This window comes from Pseudolactococcus insecticola, from assembly GCF_011170065.1.
Taxonomy (GTDB): Bacteria; Bacillota; Bacilli; order Lactobacillales; family Streptococcaceae; genus Pseudolactococcus; species Pseudolactococcus insecticola.
On the sequence record NZ_BLLH01000002.1, the window covers coordinates 14,763 to 34,349 of the forward strand.

A 19,587-nucleotide genomic window follows, 5' to 3' on the forward strand; every position below is an offset into this window, starting at 1 on the left:
CAAATGTGTAGCAAAGCGAAAGTTTCCGCTGTGACCGCGAAGCAGTCAAAGGCAGACCTGCGTATTGCCTAGCATTTGAGTGGCATGTCACACGTTTTTTAATTTAATTTCTAATTCATAGCGTTCTCTAGCAAGTTGTTGCTTCTTGTTAGTCTGCACCGCGCGGGTGATTTGTTGATTCAATTTATCAATTTCTAGTTGCAAGTCCTGCCTGTCACGTACGCGCTGAACTTGCTGCGCTAACGGCTGCTTAATATCTGAAATGGCAAGTAGCTGTCGAATAAAGTTATCACGCACTTCATCAAGATTGAGCCCACGAATTTCAAGCGCTACAGTTATTTTTTTGGTAAACAGTTGCCCATCATATCGCATGACTGCCAAGTCATCGTTAACTAAAAACAAAATTTCTTGTGGGATTTTATCTAAAATACGTTGAACCACATCAGCCTTAAAATCCGGTATATCAATGCTAAAAATTTCAATTTCTGGTACTTTTTTCGCTGGTAGGTTGATCGTAGTTGGCGCCAATTTACCTACCCAACGAATCCGCTCAATCTGAGTTGGATCATTAAAATTAAAGCGATCTTTAGGAATAATACGATTCACCAACGCTTGTTTCGGTAGCTCAATTAACATTTATTCACCTCGCACCACAAGAAAATCAATCAGTTCAAAATCATCCAAGCCATTCACATCATTTTCCAGAGCGGTTGTGCCGCCGGCAGTAAATAAACTATCAATATCCTTTTCAGCTTTCACGCGCATCATTGAATCAATGGCTTGATTTAACAAATCAGAATATTTGCTCATATCACGGCCATCTTGCGTTTCAACGTTGAACGAACGCGTCAGGTCGTGCATGGGTTGATCTTTATCTTTGGCCAGATAACGCATATCATCTAAGACCACTTTCGGATTAAAGTGATTCGATACGATCTCACCATTGTCCGCAATATACACCAAATAGAATGGATGTAAGCGATTCTGTTTATCAATATTGATGGCATTATTATGATTTTTCAGGATGAAAATGACGCCTGCTGGGTGTTGATCATCTGCTTTAGTCACCGCATGAATTCCATAAGGCTTGGCATCGTAATCGCCATACTTAGCCCGCAATTGTTGCAAGTCGAGATGGAATTCGTTCAATCCCAAGTCCATGATATTCACGCCACTTGACATGTCTTCTAGATCAACCACTTCACGTTGCAATGTCTGTAACTGCTTTTTACGATATGCCATATCAGGATCCGAGTTATCCAATGTGTCTTCACCTGTTGATGAAATGGCCACCAATTTTGCACGGTTTTCAACGCGCACTTTCAAGTTAATATACTCATCGAGCGTAATATCTGGCCAGAAATTCACCATCTGAATTTGGGTATTACTTGACCCGATACGATCAATTCGTCCGAAACGTTGAATAATTCGCACCGGATTCCAGTGAATATCATAGTTAATCAAATAGTCTGCGTCTTGCAAGTTTTGACCTTCACTAATGACATCAGTTGCAATCACAACATCGACTTCACCTATTAAACCAAGCGCATCACGATTTTTTGATTTCGGACTAAATAATGTCAATAACTCATTGAAGTCATTATTGGCATTGGGCACATTGGAGGTGGTGCGCGTGCCTGAAATCAACGCGGTATTGATATGTTCATTGGCCAGCAAAGCACTTGCTAAATTATCATAAAGATAGTCCGCTGTATCGGCAAAAGCCGTGAAAATCAAAATTTTCTTGTTGCCGGCATTGATTGGTTGCGCAATTTTTGAGCGAATCAATGTTTTTAACTCCGCCATTTTAGTGTCGTGCTCTGGTGTAATCGTATTCACTACCGCTAACATGGCTTCAAAAACTGACTGATCAGCTAGCAATTGCTGTTGCCATGACAGATAGTCCATATCCGCCAAGTCAATTTTCAAATCTTGCCCCACGGTAAAGGATTCATCATCGAAACTCTCATCTGCGCTATCAACAATTTTGCCAGTGTGATGATTTTCATAATCCGCAATGGTTTTTAATTTACCATTGATGTTTTTCAATATCCGTTCGCCAGTGAGTCTAAAGGCGTAAATTGAACTTTCTGCACGCTTCAGTAAATTCGTAATCATCAATTGATTACGGCCTTTTTCACGGTTAGCCCAACTACCAGCGTTCGGACGGCTAGGATCGATGTATTTATCAATTTTTGACGGTTGCACATATTTCAGTGGGTTATACACTTCCAGATTCATTTGATCAATGAAACCAAAAATATTGTCGTAAGTGATATCTAAATCTGTGAGTTTTGGATTCTTATTAATTGGGGCTAGTCGCGTTGGAAAGCTGCCAATATCTGATTTGTCATAATATTTCTCGATGTGCTTACGACTACGCGCAATCGTGACACTATCAAGCAGCTCAAAGAAATCAAAGTCAATCATGTCAAGCAAATGTTCAGTGATCCGCTCGTCAGGATCCAAGTTCGACCATTCTTTAAAGGCGCGCTGTGCATTGCCAAAAATATCGTTAACCGAATTATTCGTTTTCAAAGTTTTAGTCAGATTCTCGCTGTCACCTTCTGCCGCCAACATCAGTTGATTCCGCAAATCAGAAAAATCCGTATTCACTGGTGTAGCTGATAACATGAGCACTTTGGTCTTCACACCAGACTTAATGATTTTATTCATCAACCGCTGATAACGATTTTCATACTCATCATCTTTACGGTGCGTCGTGCCTTCGCCATTTCGGAAATTATGGCTTTCATCAATCACAACGAGGTCATAATTACCCCAGTTTAATTTGCCCAAATCCATGCCATTACTCTGGCCACGTTCACGGTCCATGTCTGTATGAAAAAGTACATCATAACGCAGACGGTCTTCGGCAAGCGGGTTGTTTTTGTAATTGTTCTTATAGGTATTCCAGTTGTCTTGCAACCGTTTTGGTGCCAAAACCAGCACGTTTTTGTTGCGTGATTCGTAATATTTAATCACACCAATGGCCGAAAATGTTTTACCCAATCCAACTGAATCGGCTAAAATCACGCCATTATGTTTTTCAAGTTTGCTAATCGCGCCAATCACTGCATCTTTTTGAAAATCATATAGCAATGACCAAATCTTTGATTCTTTGAAACCAGTTCTTTCGTTAGGGATAAAGTCCTCATTCAAATCAGCCAAAAACTCACTAAAAATGTTATATAACGCAATATAATAAATTAATTCCGGCGCGTTTTCTTGATACGCTGCGGTGATATTATTGAGCACTGTGTCAGTAACATCATCGACATAGTCTGGATTATTCCAGACATTTTCAAAGGCATCCAAAAATTGTTGGGTATTTTCGTTATCAAACTTTGTAATATTATAAAAAAGCTTATCCCCTTTAGTCGTTCCCAACTCTGCAGTCGTGAATTCATCAAATGGCGCATACACCGCTGATTCAGCTTTATTTTGTACAACCATAAAATTATCCGAGCGCTGTCCAGAGATGTTAGATTTGAATTGCACCTTTTCTTTAATCCACTTAGCCGCTTCTTTGGCAATCGCTTTTTGCGATAATTCATTGCGAATTTTCAATTCAAAATCATCACCATAAAGTTTACGTTCATGGTTCACTCGAGGAATAAAAAATTCTCGTTTTTCTTTTGGTGCCTGTTCTTTAGTGAATAAGTCGCTCGTAAATAAAAATTGCAGCTCATCAACTTTTTCAAGTTCCGTTTTCAACGCTTCATAAGCATATATTGAAAACGAAGCAGCGGCTATTTTTAATTTGCTGTGTGATTTAAGATCATCTTTTAAGTCATCAATCACACGATTTGTGGTGTTATTATAATTTTTCATTTACTAAACTTTTCTTTTTTTGAAATTTGGCTCAAATACTATATTTTTTGAGGTGCTTTTAAATCTTTGATAGGCCATTTATTTGAATGTAGATGTTTCCTATGGTTACGAATGATAATATTTTAGATAGTTAACCCCCTATCATCCCATCCGCCTTAAAGACAGCAAAAAAGCGCCTACTCTTTCGAGTACACGCTTAAAACACCTGTCACATTTGGCAAGAATATTACTGTCTGTCTGTCTGTCTGTCTGTCTGTCTGTCTGTCTGTCTGTCTGTCTGTCAAGGCTACTACTTTCCTTATTTTATGTCAACTGATAGCTCTATTTTACCAAAATATAGACAAAATGTGGTTAATCGGCTAAAAATAGCACCAGCAACCATTTATCTATCTTTCAAAGATTTCTTATACCGCAGTTTATCAAGTGCCCACTGTGCTGCTTCCTGGTGGATAGCGTTATTGGGATTGGCTGCGATTTTCTCGAGTATTGGGATCGCTGTTTTGTCATTGGCATTTGCAAGGGCGTAGATGGCGTTGCGTTGCAGGACATTTTTCCCGCGCCACGCGCCTGCGATTTGTGAGAATTTTGCTTTAAATTCTTGATTGGTCATGCTGATAAAGGGCACGAGCTCTGGATAGGCGAGCTCTGGATCTATCTCAGTTTGCGCGTCATTTTTGATGCCACGGTTATAGGGGCAGCTGATCTGGCAGATGTCACAGCCGTAGATGACTGTTTTCATCTTTGTGCGAAATGCTTCATCCAGTGCACCTGTTGTCTGCGTCTGAAAACTCAGACAGCGCTTGGCATTCATCGTGCTATCGCCGTTTAGCGCCTGGGTGGGGCAAGACGTCACGCAGTGCGTGCAGTTGCCACAGCCATAGTCGACAGGACTATCAGGCGCAAGATCGAGATTTGTCACGAGCTCGCCCAAAAACATGTAGCTGCCAAACTCTTTTGAGATGACGAGGCCATTTTTGCCGATGAATCCGATGCCCGCGCGCCTTGCAACTGCCGTATCAACCAGCGCCCCCGTGTCCACCATGGCTTTGTGCTCAAAACCTGCTGTCAACTCGGCAATGCCGTGTGCCAAGCGCTGCATTTTTTCAGTCAATATATCGTGATAATCAAGCCCCCAGCTGGACGGCGAAAACTGCCCACGTTTGTAGGCTGTTTTGTCAGGTTTTTGGGGCAGTTTGTTCGGATAGGCAATGGCAACAGAAATGATCGTTTTGGCGCTTTTTAGCAAAAGTTCAGGCTTTACCCGCTCGTCGATATTTTTGTGTTCAAAGCCTGAGTTTGTGCCATTTTCCTGTGCTAGCCGCAGGGATTTTTCTAGATAGTCAAAGTTATCCGCCGTGGTAAATCCGATTTTTGAGATGCCAAGCGATTTTGACAACCTAATTATTTGTTGTTTCAAGTCAGTCATGCTAATATTATACCATATGAAAAGGACAAAAAAACTCGCAATTCTATCTGATCTACACCTAGATGTCAACCAGTTTGATACTGATACTGGCGCTGCCTATCTGAGTCTGCTCATCCAGACTTTACAGGATGAAAAAATCACCGATCTCCACCTTGCTGGCGACATGTCAAATGATTTCAAAACGGTCACACAGCCTTTTTTAAGGCGGCTTTCTGATGCGTTTGAGGTGTCCTATAACCTGGGTAATCATGACATGCTAGGGCTAACTGAGTCTGAAATCACTGAAAATGACTTTGTCAGCCGTCAGATTGGCGAGAAAAAGCTGCTGAGTTTTGCTGGCTGGTATGACTATTCTTTTTGCCCTGAGACGACTTTTGAGCAAAATCTTCGGACGAAAAATACTTTTTGGTTTGACCGTAAAATCAAGCGTGATGCGGATGATCTGACGGTGACTAACCGTGTTCTGACGCAGCTTGATCGCGTTTTGTCAGAGATGACTTCTAGCGAGATTGACAGGCTGATTGTTGCCATGCACTTTGTGCCAAACGACCACTTTCTGATGACGCATCCCAAGTTCGTCAGATTTAACGCCTTTTTAGGCGCTCAGAGATTTCATGATATTTTTATCAAACATGGCGTTAAGGACGTCGTTTTTGGGCACAATCATCGCAGCTATGACGAAGTGATTGACGGCGTGCATTATCAGGCGAAGCCACTCGGCTATAAACGTGAATGGCACTTGATCAATGACTATCTCGCAGCCTTTCCAAAATATGGTCAGTATAATAGCTACAATCTGCACAAACGCTATAATCTGCTCAAAAAAACGGCAGAATTCGATTCTTTTCTCTTGACACATTTCCCAGAGGAAGTTAAAAAGTCTTTGGTCATTTTTGAACTTTGAACCTGACAAAATCGTGAAAAAGTGGTAAAATATTTCTTGAGAACTTTGAATGTTAGAAAGTTGGTAGGATCATGAAAATCCCCAAAGAAGGCGACTTTATTACGATTCAAAGCTATAAACATGACGGCAGCTTGCATCGTACGTGGCGTGATACGATGGTGCTAAAGACAAATGAAAACTCGATTATTGGCGTGAATGACCACACTCTTGTGACCGAAAGCGACGGCAGACGTTGGGTGACCCGCGAACCTGCTATTGTCTACTTTCACAAGAAATACTGGTTTAACATCATTGCCATGATTCGCGAAAATGGCGTGAGTTACTACTGTAACCTCGCAAGCCCCTACACCCTTGACAATGAGGCGCTCAAGTATATCGACTACGACCTTGATGTTAAGGTCTTCGCTGACGGCGAAAAAAAACTGTTAGACGTCGAAGAATACGAGCGTCACAAACTCGAAATGCGTTATCCAAAAGACATTGACTATGTCTTAAAAGAGAACGTCAAGATTCTAGTTGATTGGATCAATCAGGGCAAAGGACCATTTTCCAAGGAATACGTTGAAATTTGGTACAATCGTTATCACCAATTAAAATAAGACCTCAGTTATTTATTTAACGAGGTCTTGTTTTTTTATTTGGTTAAATTTATTTGGTTAAATTAATTTGATTAATCTTGATTGTGACGCAGATAAGCCCGTTTTGCGAGGGCAAAATTGCCCACTGTCGCAGATGCGTTATTGGCTATTTTTGGTGTCTGTAGGTAGTCTGCCAAGTCTGGTACAGGCACATAACCGTTTAGCAGCTCAGAAAATTGTTTGCGCACACGGTTCATCATGTGGTCTTGCGCCATGACGCCACCGCCAAAGATGATCTTTTCAGGTCGCAAGGTCAATGTGGCAGCCACTGCTGCCTGTGCGATATAGTAGGCTTGGATGTCCCAGACGGGTGAGTCGAGCGGGATATTTTCGCCACGAACCCCAGTGCGCGCTTCGAGCGATGGTCCCGCAGCGACACCCTCCAGACAATCCCTGTGAAATGGACAGACACCTGCAAAGTCTAAGTCATCTGGATGACGCTTTACAAATGTATGGCCCATTTCCGCATGGGAAACGCCACCGATAAAGTCTTCCCCCTGGAGAGCACCAGCACCAATCCCCGTCCCAATCGTATAGTAAACGAGGCTGTTAAGCGAGCTGTCCAGCACTTTTTCTCCATAAGCTGAGGCATTGACATCCGTCGTGAAGTACATCGGCACGTCCAGCTGCGCTTTCAGAAAGCCAATCATATCCACATCTGCCCAGTAAGGCTTTGGCGTTGACGTCACATAGCCGTAAGTTTCAGATGCTTCATCTATATCAATCGGCCCAATACTCCCAACAGAAATCGCAGCGAGCGACGGCTCGAAAGTCTTGAAATAGTCGACCGCTTTTTGCAATGTCTCCTCGGGCTTGCTCGTGGGAAATGCTGTGCTGTCGATGATGATCAGCTCTTCATTACCAACTGCGCAGACAAACTTTGTCCCACCTGCTTCGATACTACCAAATAATTGGCTCATTATTTTATTTCCTCCTTTTTTGAAAACGCTTACTATTTCATTTTACCGTATTTTGTTGGAAACATTGATATATATAGATATATATATATATATATATATATCTTTTTTTGTGAGGTTGATGACATGAAAAAGCTTACCTGAATTCGAAATCAGGCAAGCTTTTTGAGAAAGACTAACTGTTGAATCATACAATACAATACGAGACGATTCACAAACCAGGTATCGGCTCAGAAAGCAAGACTTTTCCACGCGCGTCATAATAACTCACGCGTTTCGCTGTCAGGTCACTCGTCCAATAACTCACGCCGGCCTGTCCTGCTAAGTCACAAAATGTTTCAAACGAAATCTGCCCTGCTTGTGCTGATCTGACTGCTGCTGTGATTTTTTCAGCGCTTGACTGTTCTGATACTGTTTTTGGTACGCCATTCATCTGAAAATCTGCTGTTACATCACCGTCAGAAAAGCGGTAAATCCCGTCAGAGACCAAATAGTCATACTGCGTCACACCAAGCATCATGAACTGCTTCATCAGATCAGCAAACCCACCCGCATTTTTTTCTTGATTGATTGCCATTTGCATGGCTTTTATGTCTAGCATGTTTTCTCCTTGAGGTTTGTTTTTATTTCGCAATTTTCCGCTATTTTTTGTAGACACCCAAAAGAAAATTGAGATGCATCAATTGTTCTGGCACTACATTTCTTGAAAATACAGGATGCTTAGTAACTGTATCATCCGAAACATCTATATGTTTGATGTTATCGCTTAATTTTATTTTTCGAGATAGGGATAGTTTTCCTTTTTCTAATTAACGAACATCACCCATTAATTTCAAAATAGGTTTTTTGATAATAAGGAGGATAATTCCCACGATAATACCAATAATACCAGTAATCGCAAAGAAAGGAACTTCTGTTGCTGCTTTAAAGAGTGGTGTAATTTGAGCATTGATTGCTTGTGAAGTTGAGTCTGCCAAGAACCACATCGCCATCATTTGTGATTGGAAAGCAACTGGAGCTAATTTTGTTGAAACTGATAATCCAACTGGTGAAACAAGTAATTCACCTGCCATTTGGACAGCAAACATCAATACTAACCAAAGCGCACTTGCACGACCAGAAGTTCCGTTCAAGAGACCTGGAAGTGTCATAATCAAATAAGAGATCCCTGTCAACATCAAACCAAGACCAAATTTTACAATTGTTGAAGGTTGGCGTTCACCCAATTTATTCCAAAGACGAACAAAGATAGGTGACAGGAGAACGATGAAGAGCGGATTTAACAATTGGTACCAAGAAGGGTCAATATGAAAAGTAATGCCAAACCAAGTTGGGTCCAAATTAGAACGTGATTCTCCCCAAACCGCGATAATTGTAGAACTTTGTTCTTCAATGGCCCAAAAGACAATAGCAGAAAGGAACAAAGGAATATATGCTGTTAATTTACGACGTTCATCTGATGCTATCTTTTTAGAGGTAAACATCATTACGAAATAAAAAATTGGAACAACAATACCGATAATTGATAAAACATTAATGAAGTTATTAATGAAATTAGCTGGACTTGCTTGATAAAGTAGGAAAAAGCCAACAATAGCGACAATAACAACAATTGTTAATGTAATAAGAAAATGACGTTTTGCTTTTGAATCCATTGGATTTGAAGGTTCGCGTCCAATTTCTGGGAAATGACGAAGACGTCCATACCAATAAGCAAATAATGCAAAAATCATACCGATAGCTGCAAGCGAGAATCCTAAGTGATAATTCACACCTTGTCCAACTGTCCCGACAATCAATGGCGCAATCAGAGAACCCATGTTAATTCCGACAACAAAGATATTGAATCCCGTGTCACGACGTGAGTCTTCTTTGGAATAAAGATGTCCAACCATATTTGAAATATTCGGTTTAAGCATCCCCGTTCCCAAGATAATCAAGAATAATGCCACAAAGAGTGATGATAAACCAAATGGTGTTGCTAAAGCGATATGTCCGAAAGTGATTAAAATACCACCAAGGAAGATTGTGCGCGAAGCGCCCAACAAGCGGTCAGCAACCCACCCGCCAACAATTGTTGAAAGATAGACAAGTGCACCATAGATACTTACAATCGCCATTGCTTGAGCTTTAGGAAGTCCTAAGCCTGCGTTATCAGCAGTTGTCAATGCATAGAGGTAATAAACCAGAATGGCACGCATCCCATAGTAAGAAAAGCGCTCCCAGAACTCAGTCTGAAAAAGTGTCAATAGACCGCGAGGTTGACCGAAAAATGTTTTTCCTGTTTTGTTTAAATTTTGCATAGATTTTATGTCTAGCATGTTTTCTCCTTGAGGGTTGTCATCTATCTATCAACGGATTATTTGCGACGGCAATTTACCATATTATTATTTTGTGTCTAATCCTGCAGTTTTACGTTGCATGCGATTAGCTTCGTTAGCCACATACATAAGTACCGTTTTAAACTCTTTGCGAGTTACATTATTGGAAAACTCCGAATAATTCTAATTATATTTTTTACTCAATATATTATAACACAAATTTGAATTTTGTTCCAAAGGCAAATTTAAGGTTGATATGCTATATTTAGTTTATAAATCTAACTTAAATAATATTTCGGAGGAAACTATGAGATTTTTTAGCAAAAAAATTTTTAGTAAAACATTGGTGATTAGTACGCTTGCCCTAGCATTTTGTTCGCCAGTTGTTTCAAGCGTGACGTATGCAGCTGAGAGTTCGAGTACAACATCAGATGTAAAAGATGATCACCCAGACGATGCGGATGCAGTTGGTGGAGATCAGTCAACTGCTGTTACCACTCTTTCTAGCGCGGCAAAAAAATGGGCGAAGGCAAACAATTTTGATTTAACTGCTTTTACTGATTACAAGGCTCCAGCGGCACATAAACCAACTGCTGCGGATATCAAGGCATTTAAAGCATGGATGAGTGGTGGTTCTAACCCCCGCAACCAAGTTATGAAAGCTTTAACGGCAGATGCCGGAGATACAATTGCCAACGAAATTTGGGGTTATTCTAATACAATCTGGAAAAAATGGATGAATACTGCCAACGTTGGTTCTGTTGTAAGCAAAGCAAGTGGTTTGAAAAATGTTGGCGCCACGCAAGAAGGAATGTTTGCTGGTTATCTTGGCTCTTTGTTGAGTGATTCAACCTCGCAAGATGGCTACGAAAATGCAGCTATATTAATCAAAGATGGCTTTGTTGTTTCAAGCGATGGCACGACTTATCGCTTGCACAATATTTCTGACGGATCTGTTGCTTATGAAATAAAGGCGCCAGAAACTAAAGAGGTTTCCGAAAGCGATTTCCCAGCAGGTGTTACAGATTTTACAAAATACTTACCTCTGAAATCAGAAAAAGCAACTACTAAAGCAATTGCACTCTTAAAACAATATGCAACCGAGGGAGATTTTAAAGAACCTACGGATGCAGATAAAGATGTTTATGAAGCTGTCGCAACTTATATCAATCAAAAATTTGGTGAGTATTACGGGCAATGCCCCGGACCAACGGTTGTTAAAGGAATCAAGGCAACTGGTAAGTCGATTGCTTCTCTAACAGAGGATCAAGTTGGTTCATCCGTCGGGGAAAAACAATTTGTAGCCTCATTCTTTGGAGTGAAATCGGCTGCGGCAAGTTTGTGGAAATTAGGTTTCTTACCATCATTTGACGGAACAACTTATCGCCTGCATTCAGGCAGTTCTGGAAAAGTGGTTTATAGCATCACCAAGAAATCTCTAGATGCTGAATTAAAAGATTCCGGTTCAACAAGTACAACAAAGAAAACTAACAACTCGAACGTCGTATTAATTGGAGTTGCAGGAGTTGCTATTATTGTTATTAGCGGCATTTTTATAGCAATTAAGAAAAAGAAATAGGCGTTATAAATTTGAACGTGGAGATTCGCTAAAGCGAATCTCTTTTTTGTAAACGATGTCCCTTCAGTGAACAAGAATAACTCCATCCTCCGTTTCGCTGAAATCAACTCTGGTCATCTTTTATCCTCCGGTATTTATTCGTATTATACATATCTAATAAAATTTGTCCGGTTAAGTATACCCCATCCAGATCCTCCCCTATACTCTACTCCTACTTTCACCCCGTTTATTTTCCCCCTATACTCAACCCTAACCCCTATTTTCATAAAAAATCGTAACAAAAAAGGCTTCAGCAAATTCGAGTGATTTTACTCAAATTAGCTGAAGCCTTATGTTAGGTTAAATCAGATCGTTACGTGTCAGCAACCCCACCAACTCAACATGATGCGTCTGTGGGAACAAATCAACTGGTTGCACGCTATCAAGTTTGTATCCTTCTGCTTCAAAGCGCACGACGTCGCGTGCGAAGGTTGCGGCGTTGCATGAGATGTAGACGATGCTGCGGGCGCCGACATGGCTCGCTGACTGGATGAAGGCTTCATCCAGCCCTTTTCTAGGCGGGTCAACTAGGATGACGTCTGGCTTGATGCCGTCATGTGCCCAGTCGCTCATGACTTTTTCGGCTTTTCCCGTCACATAGGTCACGTTGTCGATCTGGTTGCGTTTGGCATTTTTGATGGCGTTATCGGTTGCTGCAGCAACAACTTCGACGCCGTAGACGTGCGCGACTTTATCTGCAAGAGAGAGCCCGATGGTACCAATACCTGAGTAGGCATCAATCACGATGTCGCTTGGCTGTAAGTCAGCAAGCTCAATCGCCTTCTGATACAAGAGTTCTGCTGCTGCCGTGTTGACTTGGTAAAATGACGGTGCTGAGATTTCAAACTGGTGACCCAGCATGGTATCAGTGATAAAGTCCTGTCCGTACAAAATATGCCAATCGCTGCCAAAAATACCGTTGCCTGTCCCAGCATTCACATTTTGCATGATGGACTTAACAGCTGGAAATTGTGTGGTCAGATCATTGATCAGGCCGTCAACTTTGAAAAACGAGAGCTTTCTCGTGACAAATGTGACCATGATTTCACCAGTAGCATGCGCTCTGCGGACGACAATATTACGAATAAATCCTGTATTTTCAAGCTCATTGTAGGCTTTGAGGCCGTATTTCCTGAGCAAATCACGAATTGCTACGACAATCGTATCAATCTCGTCTTCTTGGATGAAAAAATCTTCAACTGGCACTAGGACATGTGAATGTTTTCTAAAAAAGCCAGTTTCAAGCACGCCATTGACCGTACGAACAGGGATGCTCGCTTTGTTGCGGTATTTACTCAAGCTAGGACTTGCAATCGGCTCAAGCACCGGAAAATCAGGCTTGTGCGCCGTTTTCGCAAGCAAATCAACAATCTGCTTGCGCTTGAACTTAAGCTGCTCTGGGTAGGCCAGATGACCGAAGTCTGCAATGCCTGTTCTCAGATAGTCGACATTGATGTCTGTCACACGGTGCTCTGACGTTGAAAGATAGCTCTCAACCTTGCCAAAGCCAAATTTTTTGCCAGTTTTCATTACGCGCATCTCAATGACTTCGCCTGGTAAAGCATTTTCGACGAAAAACGCGTATCCGTCTATTTTTGCGACGCCAGCACCTTCGTGGGTCAAATCTATAATCTCTACTTCAAAAATATCATTTTTATTAAAATTAGTCATGCCTTTATTATACCAAAAAAAGCGCTATAAAAACGCTATTTCCGGTACATTTTAAATTGTAAAAATAAGTCATTGTAGATGCCGAGCCAGTCGGGACCTAAATTTTTGTAGACTTCTAGATTTTTGATGACTTGGTTGTCGGGATAAAACTGTTTATCATTGCGGATTTTTGCGGGTAATAAGCTTTCAGCTTTGACATTTGGCGTTGCGTAGCCCACATACTCTGCGTTTTGCGCTGCATTTTTCGGCTCTAACATGAAGTTGATAAAGGCGTAGGCAGCGGCATAATTTTTCGCCGTTTTGGGTATCACGATATTATCAAACCAGAGATTTGACCCCTCACTTGGTACCATGTAGTGTAGATGTTTGTTTTCTGCCACCATTTCCGCGGCTTCGCCTGAGAATGTCACAGCAGCTGCTGCCTCGTTATTGATCATGTATTGTTTGATCTCGTCGGCAACGATGGCTTTGACGTTTGGCGTCAGCTCTTTTAGGTGGTTATAGGCGAGGTTTAGCTTGCCCATGTCGGTCGAGTTCAGCGAGTCATGCTGGGCGTTTAGCGCCATGCCGATGACTTCTCTTGCCCCGTCGACTAGCATGATATTGTCACGGTAATCGCTTGACCACAGGTCATCCCAGTGCTGCGGCGCTTGTTTGACAAACTTATCGTTGTAAACAATGCCAACTGTCCCCCAGAAATAAGGAATCGAATAGTCATTTTCAGGGTCAAAACTCTGATGAATAAATCGCTTGTCAATATTATCAAAGCCGGTCAGCTTTTTTTTGTCAAGCTTGACAAGGAGATTTTCAGAGATCATCTTGTCAATCATGTATTCGCTAGGAATGGCAATATCATAGGTCGTGCCACCCTGCTTGATCTTCGTGTACATGGCTTCATTGCTATCAAATGTCACGTAATTAACCTTGTAGCCGGTTTCTTTTTCAAACTTTTTGAGCAGACTATCATCAATATAGTCGCCCCAGTTATAAATGGTCAGCTGATTTTTGAGGGTGGATTTACCTGTATCCGCCGATAACTTGACAGATAGTATGCCAAGCATAACGATGATGACAAGGACGCCACCCATAAAGTAAACTAATCTTTTCATTTATTTTGAACTGGTATCAAAACTTACCGTTGGCGCATCTTTTGCTGCAGCGTCGGCCTTGAAATAGTCTTTCTTATCAGAACCACGCAGACTTGCAACGAGTGACGTTGGGAATAGATAAATCTTGGTATTATAAGTTTTGACTGCTGCGTTGTATTTTGTACGGGCTACGGCAATGCGATTTTCAGTGCCTGCTAACTCATCGGCGAGTTGGGTAAACTGTTTATCAGCCTTGATGTCAGGGTAGCTGACTTGCAAGCGTACCAAGCTATTTAAGGCTGAGGTCATTTGATTATTTGCTGCGGCTGTGTCTGTGACTGAGTTTGCTTTAGCCATGGCATTTTGCGCATTTGAGATGTCGTCAAAGATTTTTTCTTCATGACTGGCATAACCTTTGACCGTTTCCACCAAGTTTGGAATCAGGTCATTACGACGTTGGAGTTGGGTATCAATGTCAGCATAAGCTGATTCAACCGTATTTTCTTCCTTGACAATGCCATTTCCCATGCTGAAAAAGGCAACGATGGCAATGAGTAAAACAGCAATAATACCGATAACAACGGCATTTTTTTTGATAAAGTTCATAAGAATCTCTTTTCTATTTTCTAAAGTTGATTTGTCTGTTTAGATTAACGTGAGGCGCCACCACCTGAGCTACTGCCACCACCAAATCCGCCACCACCACCGCTATAGCCGCCTGATCCGCCACCGTAGCCTCCGCCACCACGACCGCCGCCGCTGTTAAACAGCATCAAGATGATGTAAAGCAAGATGTCACCATGCCCCGTCAGAATCATGCCCAAGATAGCCGCGATAACAATGCCTGCAACTATTAATGCGCCTAACGGACTACTTGTGGATGTGCTGTCGTCAGAACTATTTGGCGTCACAGTCGCACTAGCACTGCTTGTTACGGGTTCTGAAGAGAGGTCGGTGGCACCCGAAAGCACGCTCAAGATTGCTGAAATCGTCTGTGTGACGGCAGTGTTATAGTCATTTTTAGCACGATAAGGCACAAAGTCCTCGTCTAAAATCCGCCCTACTTTTCCGTCATTGAGATCACCCTCAAGACCTTGACCGACTTCTATCCGAACACGTTTTTCGTCCTTTGCAATCAAGAGCAAAAGTCCTGTATCGGTATCCTTGTTGCCAATTCCTGTCTCGTTAAAGACGGTGTTAGCATAGTCTTCAATCGAGTGGTCATTTAGCGATTTGACTGTCAGAACGATGACCTGTGCTGTTTTTGCCTGATCAAGCTGGTTGAGCTCCTGATTGACAGCTGTTTTAGTTGCGTCATTTAGCAGGTCAGCCTTGTCATAGACATGCGTATTTGCCTGCCAGGTGATTTTTGGAATATCACTTGACGTCGTCTTGTCCTTGTGACTGACACTATTTCCCCAGCCGATAAATCCTGCAACTACGACTAGAACAAGGCTAAAAATGATGATCTGTCTTGTAAAATTATTTTTCATCTGATTGCCTCATAATCATATAATAACCGATTACAAGCAAAATTGAAAGTATAAAGACGAGTGCACTCAGCGCATTGATTTCAAGTGAGATGCCCTGACGCGCACGCGAGTAGATTTCAACTGATAAAGTCGAAAAACCATTGCCCGTGACGAAAAATGTCACTGCAAAGTCGTCTAGCGAATAGGTAAAAGCCATAAAGAAGCCAGCAATAATCCCAGGCGTCAGAAATGGTAATATCACCTCACGCAGGGCCTGCTGCCGTGTCGCACCAAGGTCATAAGCTGCGTTAATCATATCGGCATCCATTTCTTGCAAGCGTGGCAGCACCATAAGCACAACAATCGGAATCGAAAAGGCGATATGCGCAAGCAAGACCGAAGCAAAGCCCAGTTTGAAGCCAACAGACGTCAGCAATATCAGAAAACTTGCGCCAATCATGACATCAGGTGACACGAGAAGCACGTTATTCAGAGACAAAACCATGTTCTGACGTGATTTTTTGAGCTGATCGATGTAAATGGCACCAAAGGTGCCGATAATCGTCGCAATAAAAGATGACAAAAAAGCAAGTAAAAAAGTCTGTACCACAATCAGAATCAGCCGCTTATCTGCAAATAGTTCCTGAAAATAAGTCAGCGTAAAGCCTGTAAAAGCATTCATATTGCCGGATTTATTAAAGGCATAAATAATCAGATAAAAAATCGGCAGATACAAAAGTGCAAAAACAAAAATCAGATAGAGATTTTCAAATCTAAATTTTCTAATCATGCTTTATCACCTCGCGATCGGGTCAGAAACATGACGATAAACATCGTCAGAATCAAAACCATGCCAATCGTTGCGCCCATGCCCCAATTTTGCGTGACGAGAAAATGCTCTTCTATCGCTGTTCCAAGCGTAATTACACGGTTCCCGCCGATGAGGCGCGTGAGCATGAACAAACTCAGACTAGGAATGAAGACCGCTTGCACGCCCGACCTCACGCCGTTCATAGACAGAGGTAAAATAATCTGTGTAAAATTTTGTGCGCGACTCGCGCCTAAGTCGTAGCCCGCCTTGACCAAATTCTCATCAATCTCATCAATGGCGTTAAAAATCGGCAAGACCATAAACGGAATCTCGATATAACTCGCAACGAAAATGAAGGAAAAATCAGTGAACAAAATCTGCTGACTGCCAATGCCCATGAAGTTCAGAAAACCATTGACCGCACCAGACTGCCCGAAAATGCCGATAAAAGCATAGGCTTTGAGCAATAGGTTAATCCAGGTCGGCAAGATAATCAACATCAGCCAGAGTTGTTTGTGCTTGAGTTTGGTCAAAAAATAAGCCGTCGGATAGCTGATAAGCAAGGTCACAAAGGTGATAATACCTGCATAAATCACGGAATTGACCGACATTTTCAAGTAGGTCCAGCTGGTCAAAAAAGTCGAATAATTGCTAAGTGTCAGATGACCATTGATGTCAAAAAAAGACTTGTAAATCAGCAAAATAACCGGCGCAATCACGAATAGAAAGAGCCAGAGCCAGTAAGGAATAGCTGTAAATGATGTTTTTTTAGTCATGTTCATTATTTTCGTCGTCTTCACGGATGGCATTGATAATCCCTGCTTCAGCGACTTCTTCTTCGACGTATTCTTCGATTCTAGCGTCAAATTCTGCTTCAGTTTCATTAAGGCGCATGATGTGAATGTCTTCTGGCTCAAAATCTAGGCCAATCACCTCGCCCACAATAGCACGACGCGTTGAGTGAATCATCCACTCCTGACCAAGTTCATCGATTGCTATGATTTCATAGTGCACACCGCGAAAAAGCTGCGTTTTAACTCTGACGACAAGTTTTCCCTCATCGGGTAAAGTCAGACGCAGATCCTCTGGTCTGATGACCACTTCGACTGGTTCATTTTTGCGCATTCCACCGTCCACAGCCTCAAAAGATTTGCCATTAAACTCAACCAGATAGTCATCGTGCATGATACCTTTGACAATGTTTGACTCACCGATAAAAGTCGCTACAAAACGGTTGATAGGCTCATCGTAAATATCAACAGGCGTCCCAGACTGGACAATCTCACCGTCATTCATGACAAAAATCCAGTCACTCATAGCAAGCGCTTCTTCCTGATCATGCGTGACAAACACAAAAGTAATGCCTAGCTTTTGCTGAAGCGCCCGCAGCTCGTACTGCATCTCTGTCCGCAGTTTCAAATCAAGCGCACTCAGCGGTTCATCAAGTAAAACAACCTTTGGCTGATTGATAATGGCACGGGCAATGGCGACACGCTGACGCTGGCCTCCTGATAATTTTTGGATGCGTCTATGTTCAAAGCCTGTCAAGCGTACCATTTTCAGTGCTTCCATAACCCTGGTTTCAATCTCAGCTTTTGCTACTTTGCGAATCTTTAGCGGAAAAGCAATATTGTCATAGACATTTTTATGCGGCAAAAGTGCATAATTTTGAAAGACCGTGTGCACATCACGCTTGTTAATCGGTACCTCATTGATGCGTTCACCGGCAAGTAAAATATCGCCACTTGTAGCGTCGGTCAAGCCAGCAATAATATTTAAAATCGTTGTCTTGCCTGAGCCTGACGCACCAAGCAAGGTATAAAATTTGCCAGATTCCAGCTCAAAATTGATGTCATTTAGCACCACTTGTCCATTGTCTTCAAAGACTTTTTTGACATTTTTAAATTGGATGATTGGCTGCATTTTTCCTGTCATCTAGGCTAGTTTCTCCCCCAAAATCCGAACCTCAGGCACCAGTTCAATGCCTGAATTTGCCTTAACTTTTTCGATCACGTAGGCAATCAGCGCCTCATAGTCACTGGCTGTGCCATTGTCGATATTGACCATGAATCCTGCGTGTTTTTCAGACACCTGCACACCGCCAATCTGATGACCTTGCGCACCAGATTCTTGGATTAATTGCCCAGCAAAATGTCCGACAGGGCGTTTGAAAACAGAGCCACAGCTTGGATATTCCAAGGGTTGCTTGAGCTCTCGCAACTTGGTAAGTCTGTCCATCTCAGACTTGATGAGCTGATAGTCACCGCTTGCAAGTGAAAATTTAGCAGATAAGGCAATCAAACCATCATCTTGCAAACGAGAATGGCGATAACCAAATCGCAAGTCACTTGCATTTAGCGTGAAAATCTCACCGCTTTGATCCATGACTTGGACGCTTGATAAGACGCTTGAAATCTCACCACCGTAAGCGCCAGCATTCATAAAAACAGCACCACCGATAGAGCCAGGAATACCGCAAGCAAACTCAAATCCCGTCAGAGAGTTTTCAAGCGCCACATGCGTCGCCTCAATCAGACTGGCACCTGTCTGCGCCTCTAACACGTAGCCATTTGCACGAATAGCGTTCATCTTTTCAAGCAGGATGACAAATCCCCGAATCCCGCCGTCTCTGACGATCAGGTTACTGGCATTACCCAGAACGATAAATGGCGTTTCAGTACTATTTGCAAGTCTGATGAGTTTTTGAAGCTGATATTTATCTGACGGAAAAGCTAGAAAATCAGCTGGTCCGCCCACTTTTGTAAATGTATAGTTTGAGAGATTTTCGTCAAATTTGACAGAAATCTCTGGTAATTGGTCAAGTATCTCATTTTTTGTAATCATGTTAGGCTCTTTTCAATAAAAAAATAGCTTGTATCAGCTGATA

The 19,587-nt window shown here is 42.1% G+C and carries 17 protein-coding genes; 3 read left to right on the forward strand and 14 right to left on the reverse strand.

Features of this window, described 5'->3' with window-relative positions:
* Nucleotides 1-87 precede the first annotated feature (87 nt).
* From Hs20B_RS02310 to queG, 3 genes are all read right to left on the reverse strand, one after another.
* Nucleotides 88-636: a DUF4391 domain-containing protein gene (locus Hs20B_RS02310; protein WP_172355229.1), complete on the reverse strand. Its 549-nt coding sequence runs from the start codon at nt 634-636 to the stop codon at nt 88-90.
* Complete coding sequence (locus tag Hs20B_RS02315) at nt 637-3,834, reverse strand: helicase-related protein (RefSeq protein WP_172355231.1); 3,198 nt, start codon at nt 3,832-3,834, stop codon at nt 637-639.
* A gap of 382 nt (nt 3,835-4,216) precedes the next feature.
* Nucleotides 4,217-5,260, reverse strand: a complete 1,044-nt coding sequence (gene queG / locus Hs20B_RS02320) for a tRNA epoxyqueuosine(34) reductase QueG (protein ID WP_172355233.1) — start codon at nt 5,258-5,260, stop codon at nt 4,217-4,219.
* A gap of 16 nt (nt 5,261-5,276) precedes the next feature.
* On the opposite strand from queG, the gene Hs20B_RS02325 reads away from it, so the two are divergent.
* Together Hs20B_RS02325 and ntdP are read left to right on the forward strand one after the other, a co-directional pair.
* Nucleotides 5,277-6,164, forward strand: a complete 888-nt coding sequence (locus Hs20B_RS02325; RefSeq protein ID WP_172355235.1) for a metallophosphoesterase — start codon at nt 5,277-5,279, stop codon at nt 6,162-6,164.
* A 71-nt stretch (nt 6,165-6,235) separates the two neighbouring features.
* Nucleotides 6,236-6,763, forward strand: coding sequence for a nucleoside tri-diphosphate phosphatase (gene ntdP / locus Hs20B_RS02330; protein ID WP_172355237.1), 528 nt, complete (start codon nt 6,236-6,238; stop codon nt 6,761-6,763).
* A gap of 71 nt (nt 6,764-6,834) precedes the next feature.
* Here ntdP and scrK read toward each other — a convergent pair whose 3' ends face one another.
* The 3 genes from scrK to Hs20B_RS02345 all read right to left on the reverse strand — a co-directional run bounded on the left by scrK (nt 6,835) and on the right by Hs20B_RS02345 (nt 10,022).
* Complete coding sequence (scrK, locus tag Hs20B_RS02335; protein ID WP_172355239.1) at nt 6,835-7,722, reverse strand: fructokinase ScrK; 888 nt, start codon at nt 7,720-7,722, stop codon at nt 6,835-6,837.
* A gap of 208 nt (nt 7,723-7,930) precedes the next feature.
* Nucleotides 7,931-8,320, reverse strand: a complete 390-nt coding sequence (locus Hs20B_RS02340; protein ID WP_172355241.1) for a DUF1398 family protein — start codon at nt 8,318-8,320, stop codon at nt 7,931-7,933.
* A gap of 208 nt (nt 8,321-8,528) precedes the next feature.
* Nucleotides 8,529-10,022 (reverse strand): peptide MFS transporter, encoded by a 1,494-nt coding sequence (locus Hs20B_RS02345; protein ID WP_172355789.1) that lies wholly within the window; start codon nt 10,020-10,022, stop codon nt 8,529-8,531.
* A gap of 325 nt (nt 10,023-10,347) precedes the next feature.
* Here Hs20B_RS02345 and Hs20B_RS02350 point away from each other — a divergent pair, with 325 nt between their 5' ends.
* Nucleotides 10,348-11,619: a hypothetical protein gene (locus tag Hs20B_RS02350; protein ID WP_172355243.1), complete on the forward strand. Its 1,272-nt coding sequence runs from the start codon at nt 10,348-10,350 to the stop codon at nt 11,617-11,619.
* Nucleotides 11,620-11,958: 339 nt separating this feature from the next.
* Here Hs20B_RS02350 and rlmD read toward each other — a convergent pair whose 3' ends face one another.
* The 8 genes from rlmD to murB are packed head-to-tail and all read right to left on the reverse strand — an operon-like array spanning nt 11,959 to nt 19,544.
* Nucleotides 11,959-13,329, reverse strand: coding sequence for a 23S rRNA (uracil(1939)-C(5))-methyltransferase RlmD (rlmD, locus tag Hs20B_RS02355; RefSeq protein WP_172355245.1), 1,371 nt, complete (start codon nt 13,327-13,329; stop codon nt 11,959-11,961).
* A 35-nt stretch (nt 13,330-13,364) separates the two neighbouring features.
* Complete coding sequence (locus Hs20B_RS02360) at nt 13,365-14,438, reverse strand: ABC transporter substrate-binding protein (protein ID WP_172355247.1); 1,074 nt, start codon at nt 14,436-14,438, stop codon at nt 13,365-13,367.
* Entirely contained in the window at nt 14,439-15,023 is a 585-nt protein-coding gene (locus Hs20B_RS02365; RefSeq protein WP_172355249.1) for a LemA family protein, read from the reverse strand.
* A 44-nt stretch (nt 15,024-15,067) separates the two neighbouring features.
* The gene (locus tag Hs20B_RS02370) at nt 15,068-15,910 is read right to left on the reverse strand and encodes a TPM domain-containing protein (RefSeq protein ID WP_172355251.1); all 843 of its coding nucleotides are present in this window, start codon (nt 15,908-15,910) and stop codon (nt 15,068-15,070) included.
* Nucleotides 15,900-16,679: an ABC transporter permease gene (locus Hs20B_RS02375; RefSeq protein ID WP_172355253.1), complete on the reverse strand. Its 780-nt coding sequence runs from the start codon at nt 16,677-16,679 to the stop codon at nt 15,900-15,902. Before Hs20B_RS02375 ends, Hs20B_RS02370 begins: the two co-directional genes overlap by 11 nt.
* Nucleotides 16,676-17,476, reverse strand: coding sequence for an ABC transporter permease (locus tag Hs20B_RS02380; protein ID WP_172355255.1), 801 nt, complete (start codon nt 17,474-17,476; stop codon nt 16,676-16,678). The genes Hs20B_RS02375 and Hs20B_RS02380 overlap by 4 nt, the downstream gene beginning before the upstream one ends.
* Nucleotides 17,469-18,623, reverse strand: a complete 1,155-nt coding sequence (locus Hs20B_RS02385) for an ABC transporter ATP-binding protein (protein WP_172355791.1) — start codon at nt 18,621-18,623, stop codon at nt 17,469-17,471. The genes Hs20B_RS02380 and Hs20B_RS02385 overlap by 8 nt, the downstream gene beginning before the upstream one ends.
* Nucleotides 18,624-18,635: 12 nt before the next feature.
* Nucleotides 18,636-19,544, reverse strand: a complete 909-nt coding sequence (gene murB / locus Hs20B_RS02390) for a UDP-N-acetylmuramate dehydrogenase (protein ID WP_172355257.1) — start codon at nt 19,542-19,544, stop codon at nt 18,636-18,638.
* Nucleotides 19,545-19,587: the final 43 nt, after the last annotated feature.

Bases quoted from the DNA above. Each gene is read 5' to 3' on its own strand.
- Hs20B_RS02370 (WP_172355251.1), bottom strand. From the start codon at position 15,910: ATGAAAAATAATTTTACAAGACAGATCATCATTTTTAGCCTTGTTCTA.
- scrK (WP_172355239.1), bottom strand. From the start codon at position 7,722: ATGAGCCAATTATTTGGTAGTATCGAAGCAGGTGGGACAAAGTTTGTC.
- Hs20B_RS02350 (WP_172355243.1), top strand. From the start codon at position 10,348: ATGAGATTTTTTAGCAAAAAAATTTTTAGTAAAACATTGGTGATTAGT.
- Hs20B_RS02345 (WP_172355789.1), bottom strand. From the start codon at position 10,022: ATGCAAAATTTAAACAAAACAGGAAAAACATTTTTCGGTCAACCTCGC.
- Hs20B_RS02380 (WP_172355255.1), bottom strand. From the start codon at position 17,476: ATGACTAAAAAAACATCATTTACAGCTATTCCTTACTGGCTCTGGCTC.
- ntdP (WP_172355237.1), top strand. From the start codon at position 6,236: ATGAAAATCCCCAAAGAAGGCGACTTTATTACGATTCAAAGCTATAAA.
- Hs20B_RS02360 (WP_172355247.1), bottom strand. From the start codon at position 14,438: ATGAAAAGATTAGTTTACTTTATGGGTGGCGTCCTTGTCATCATCGTT.
- Hs20B_RS02310 (WP_172355229.1), bottom strand. From the start codon at position 636: ATGTTAATTGAGCTACCGAAACAAGCGTTGGTGAATCGTATTATTCCT.
- rlmD (WP_172355245.1), bottom strand. From the start codon at position 13,329: ATGACTAATTTTAATAAAAATGATATTTTTGAAGTAGAGATTATAGAT.
- Hs20B_RS02375 (WP_172355253.1), bottom strand. From the start codon at position 16,679: ATGATTAGAAAATTTAGATTTGAAAATCTCTATCTGATTTTTGTTTTT.
- Hs20B_RS02385 (WP_172355791.1), bottom strand. From the start codon at position 18,623: ATGCAGCCAATCATCCAATTTAAAAATGTCAAAAAAGTCTTTGAAGAC.
- Hs20B_RS02365 (WP_172355249.1), bottom strand. From the start codon at position 15,023: ATGAACTTTATCAAAAAAAATGCCGTTGTTATCGGTATTATTGCTGTT.
- Hs20B_RS02325 (WP_172355235.1), top strand. From the start codon at position 5,277: ATGAAAAGGACAAAAAAACTCGCAATTCTATCTGATCTACACCTAGAT.
- Hs20B_RS02315 (WP_172355231.1), bottom strand. From the start codon at position 3,834: ATGAAAAATTATAATAACACCACAAATCGTGTGATTGATGACTTAAAA.
- Hs20B_RS02340 (WP_172355241.1), bottom strand. From the start codon at position 8,320: ATGCTAGACATAAAAGCCATGCAAATGGCAATCAATCAAGAAAAAAAT.
- murB (WP_172355257.1), bottom strand. From the start codon at position 19,544: ATGATTACAAAAAATGAGATACTTGACCAATTACCAGAGATTTCTGTC.
- queG (WP_172355233.1), bottom strand. From the start codon at position 5,260: ATGACTGACTTGAAACAACAAATAATTAGGTTGTCAAAATCGCTTGGC.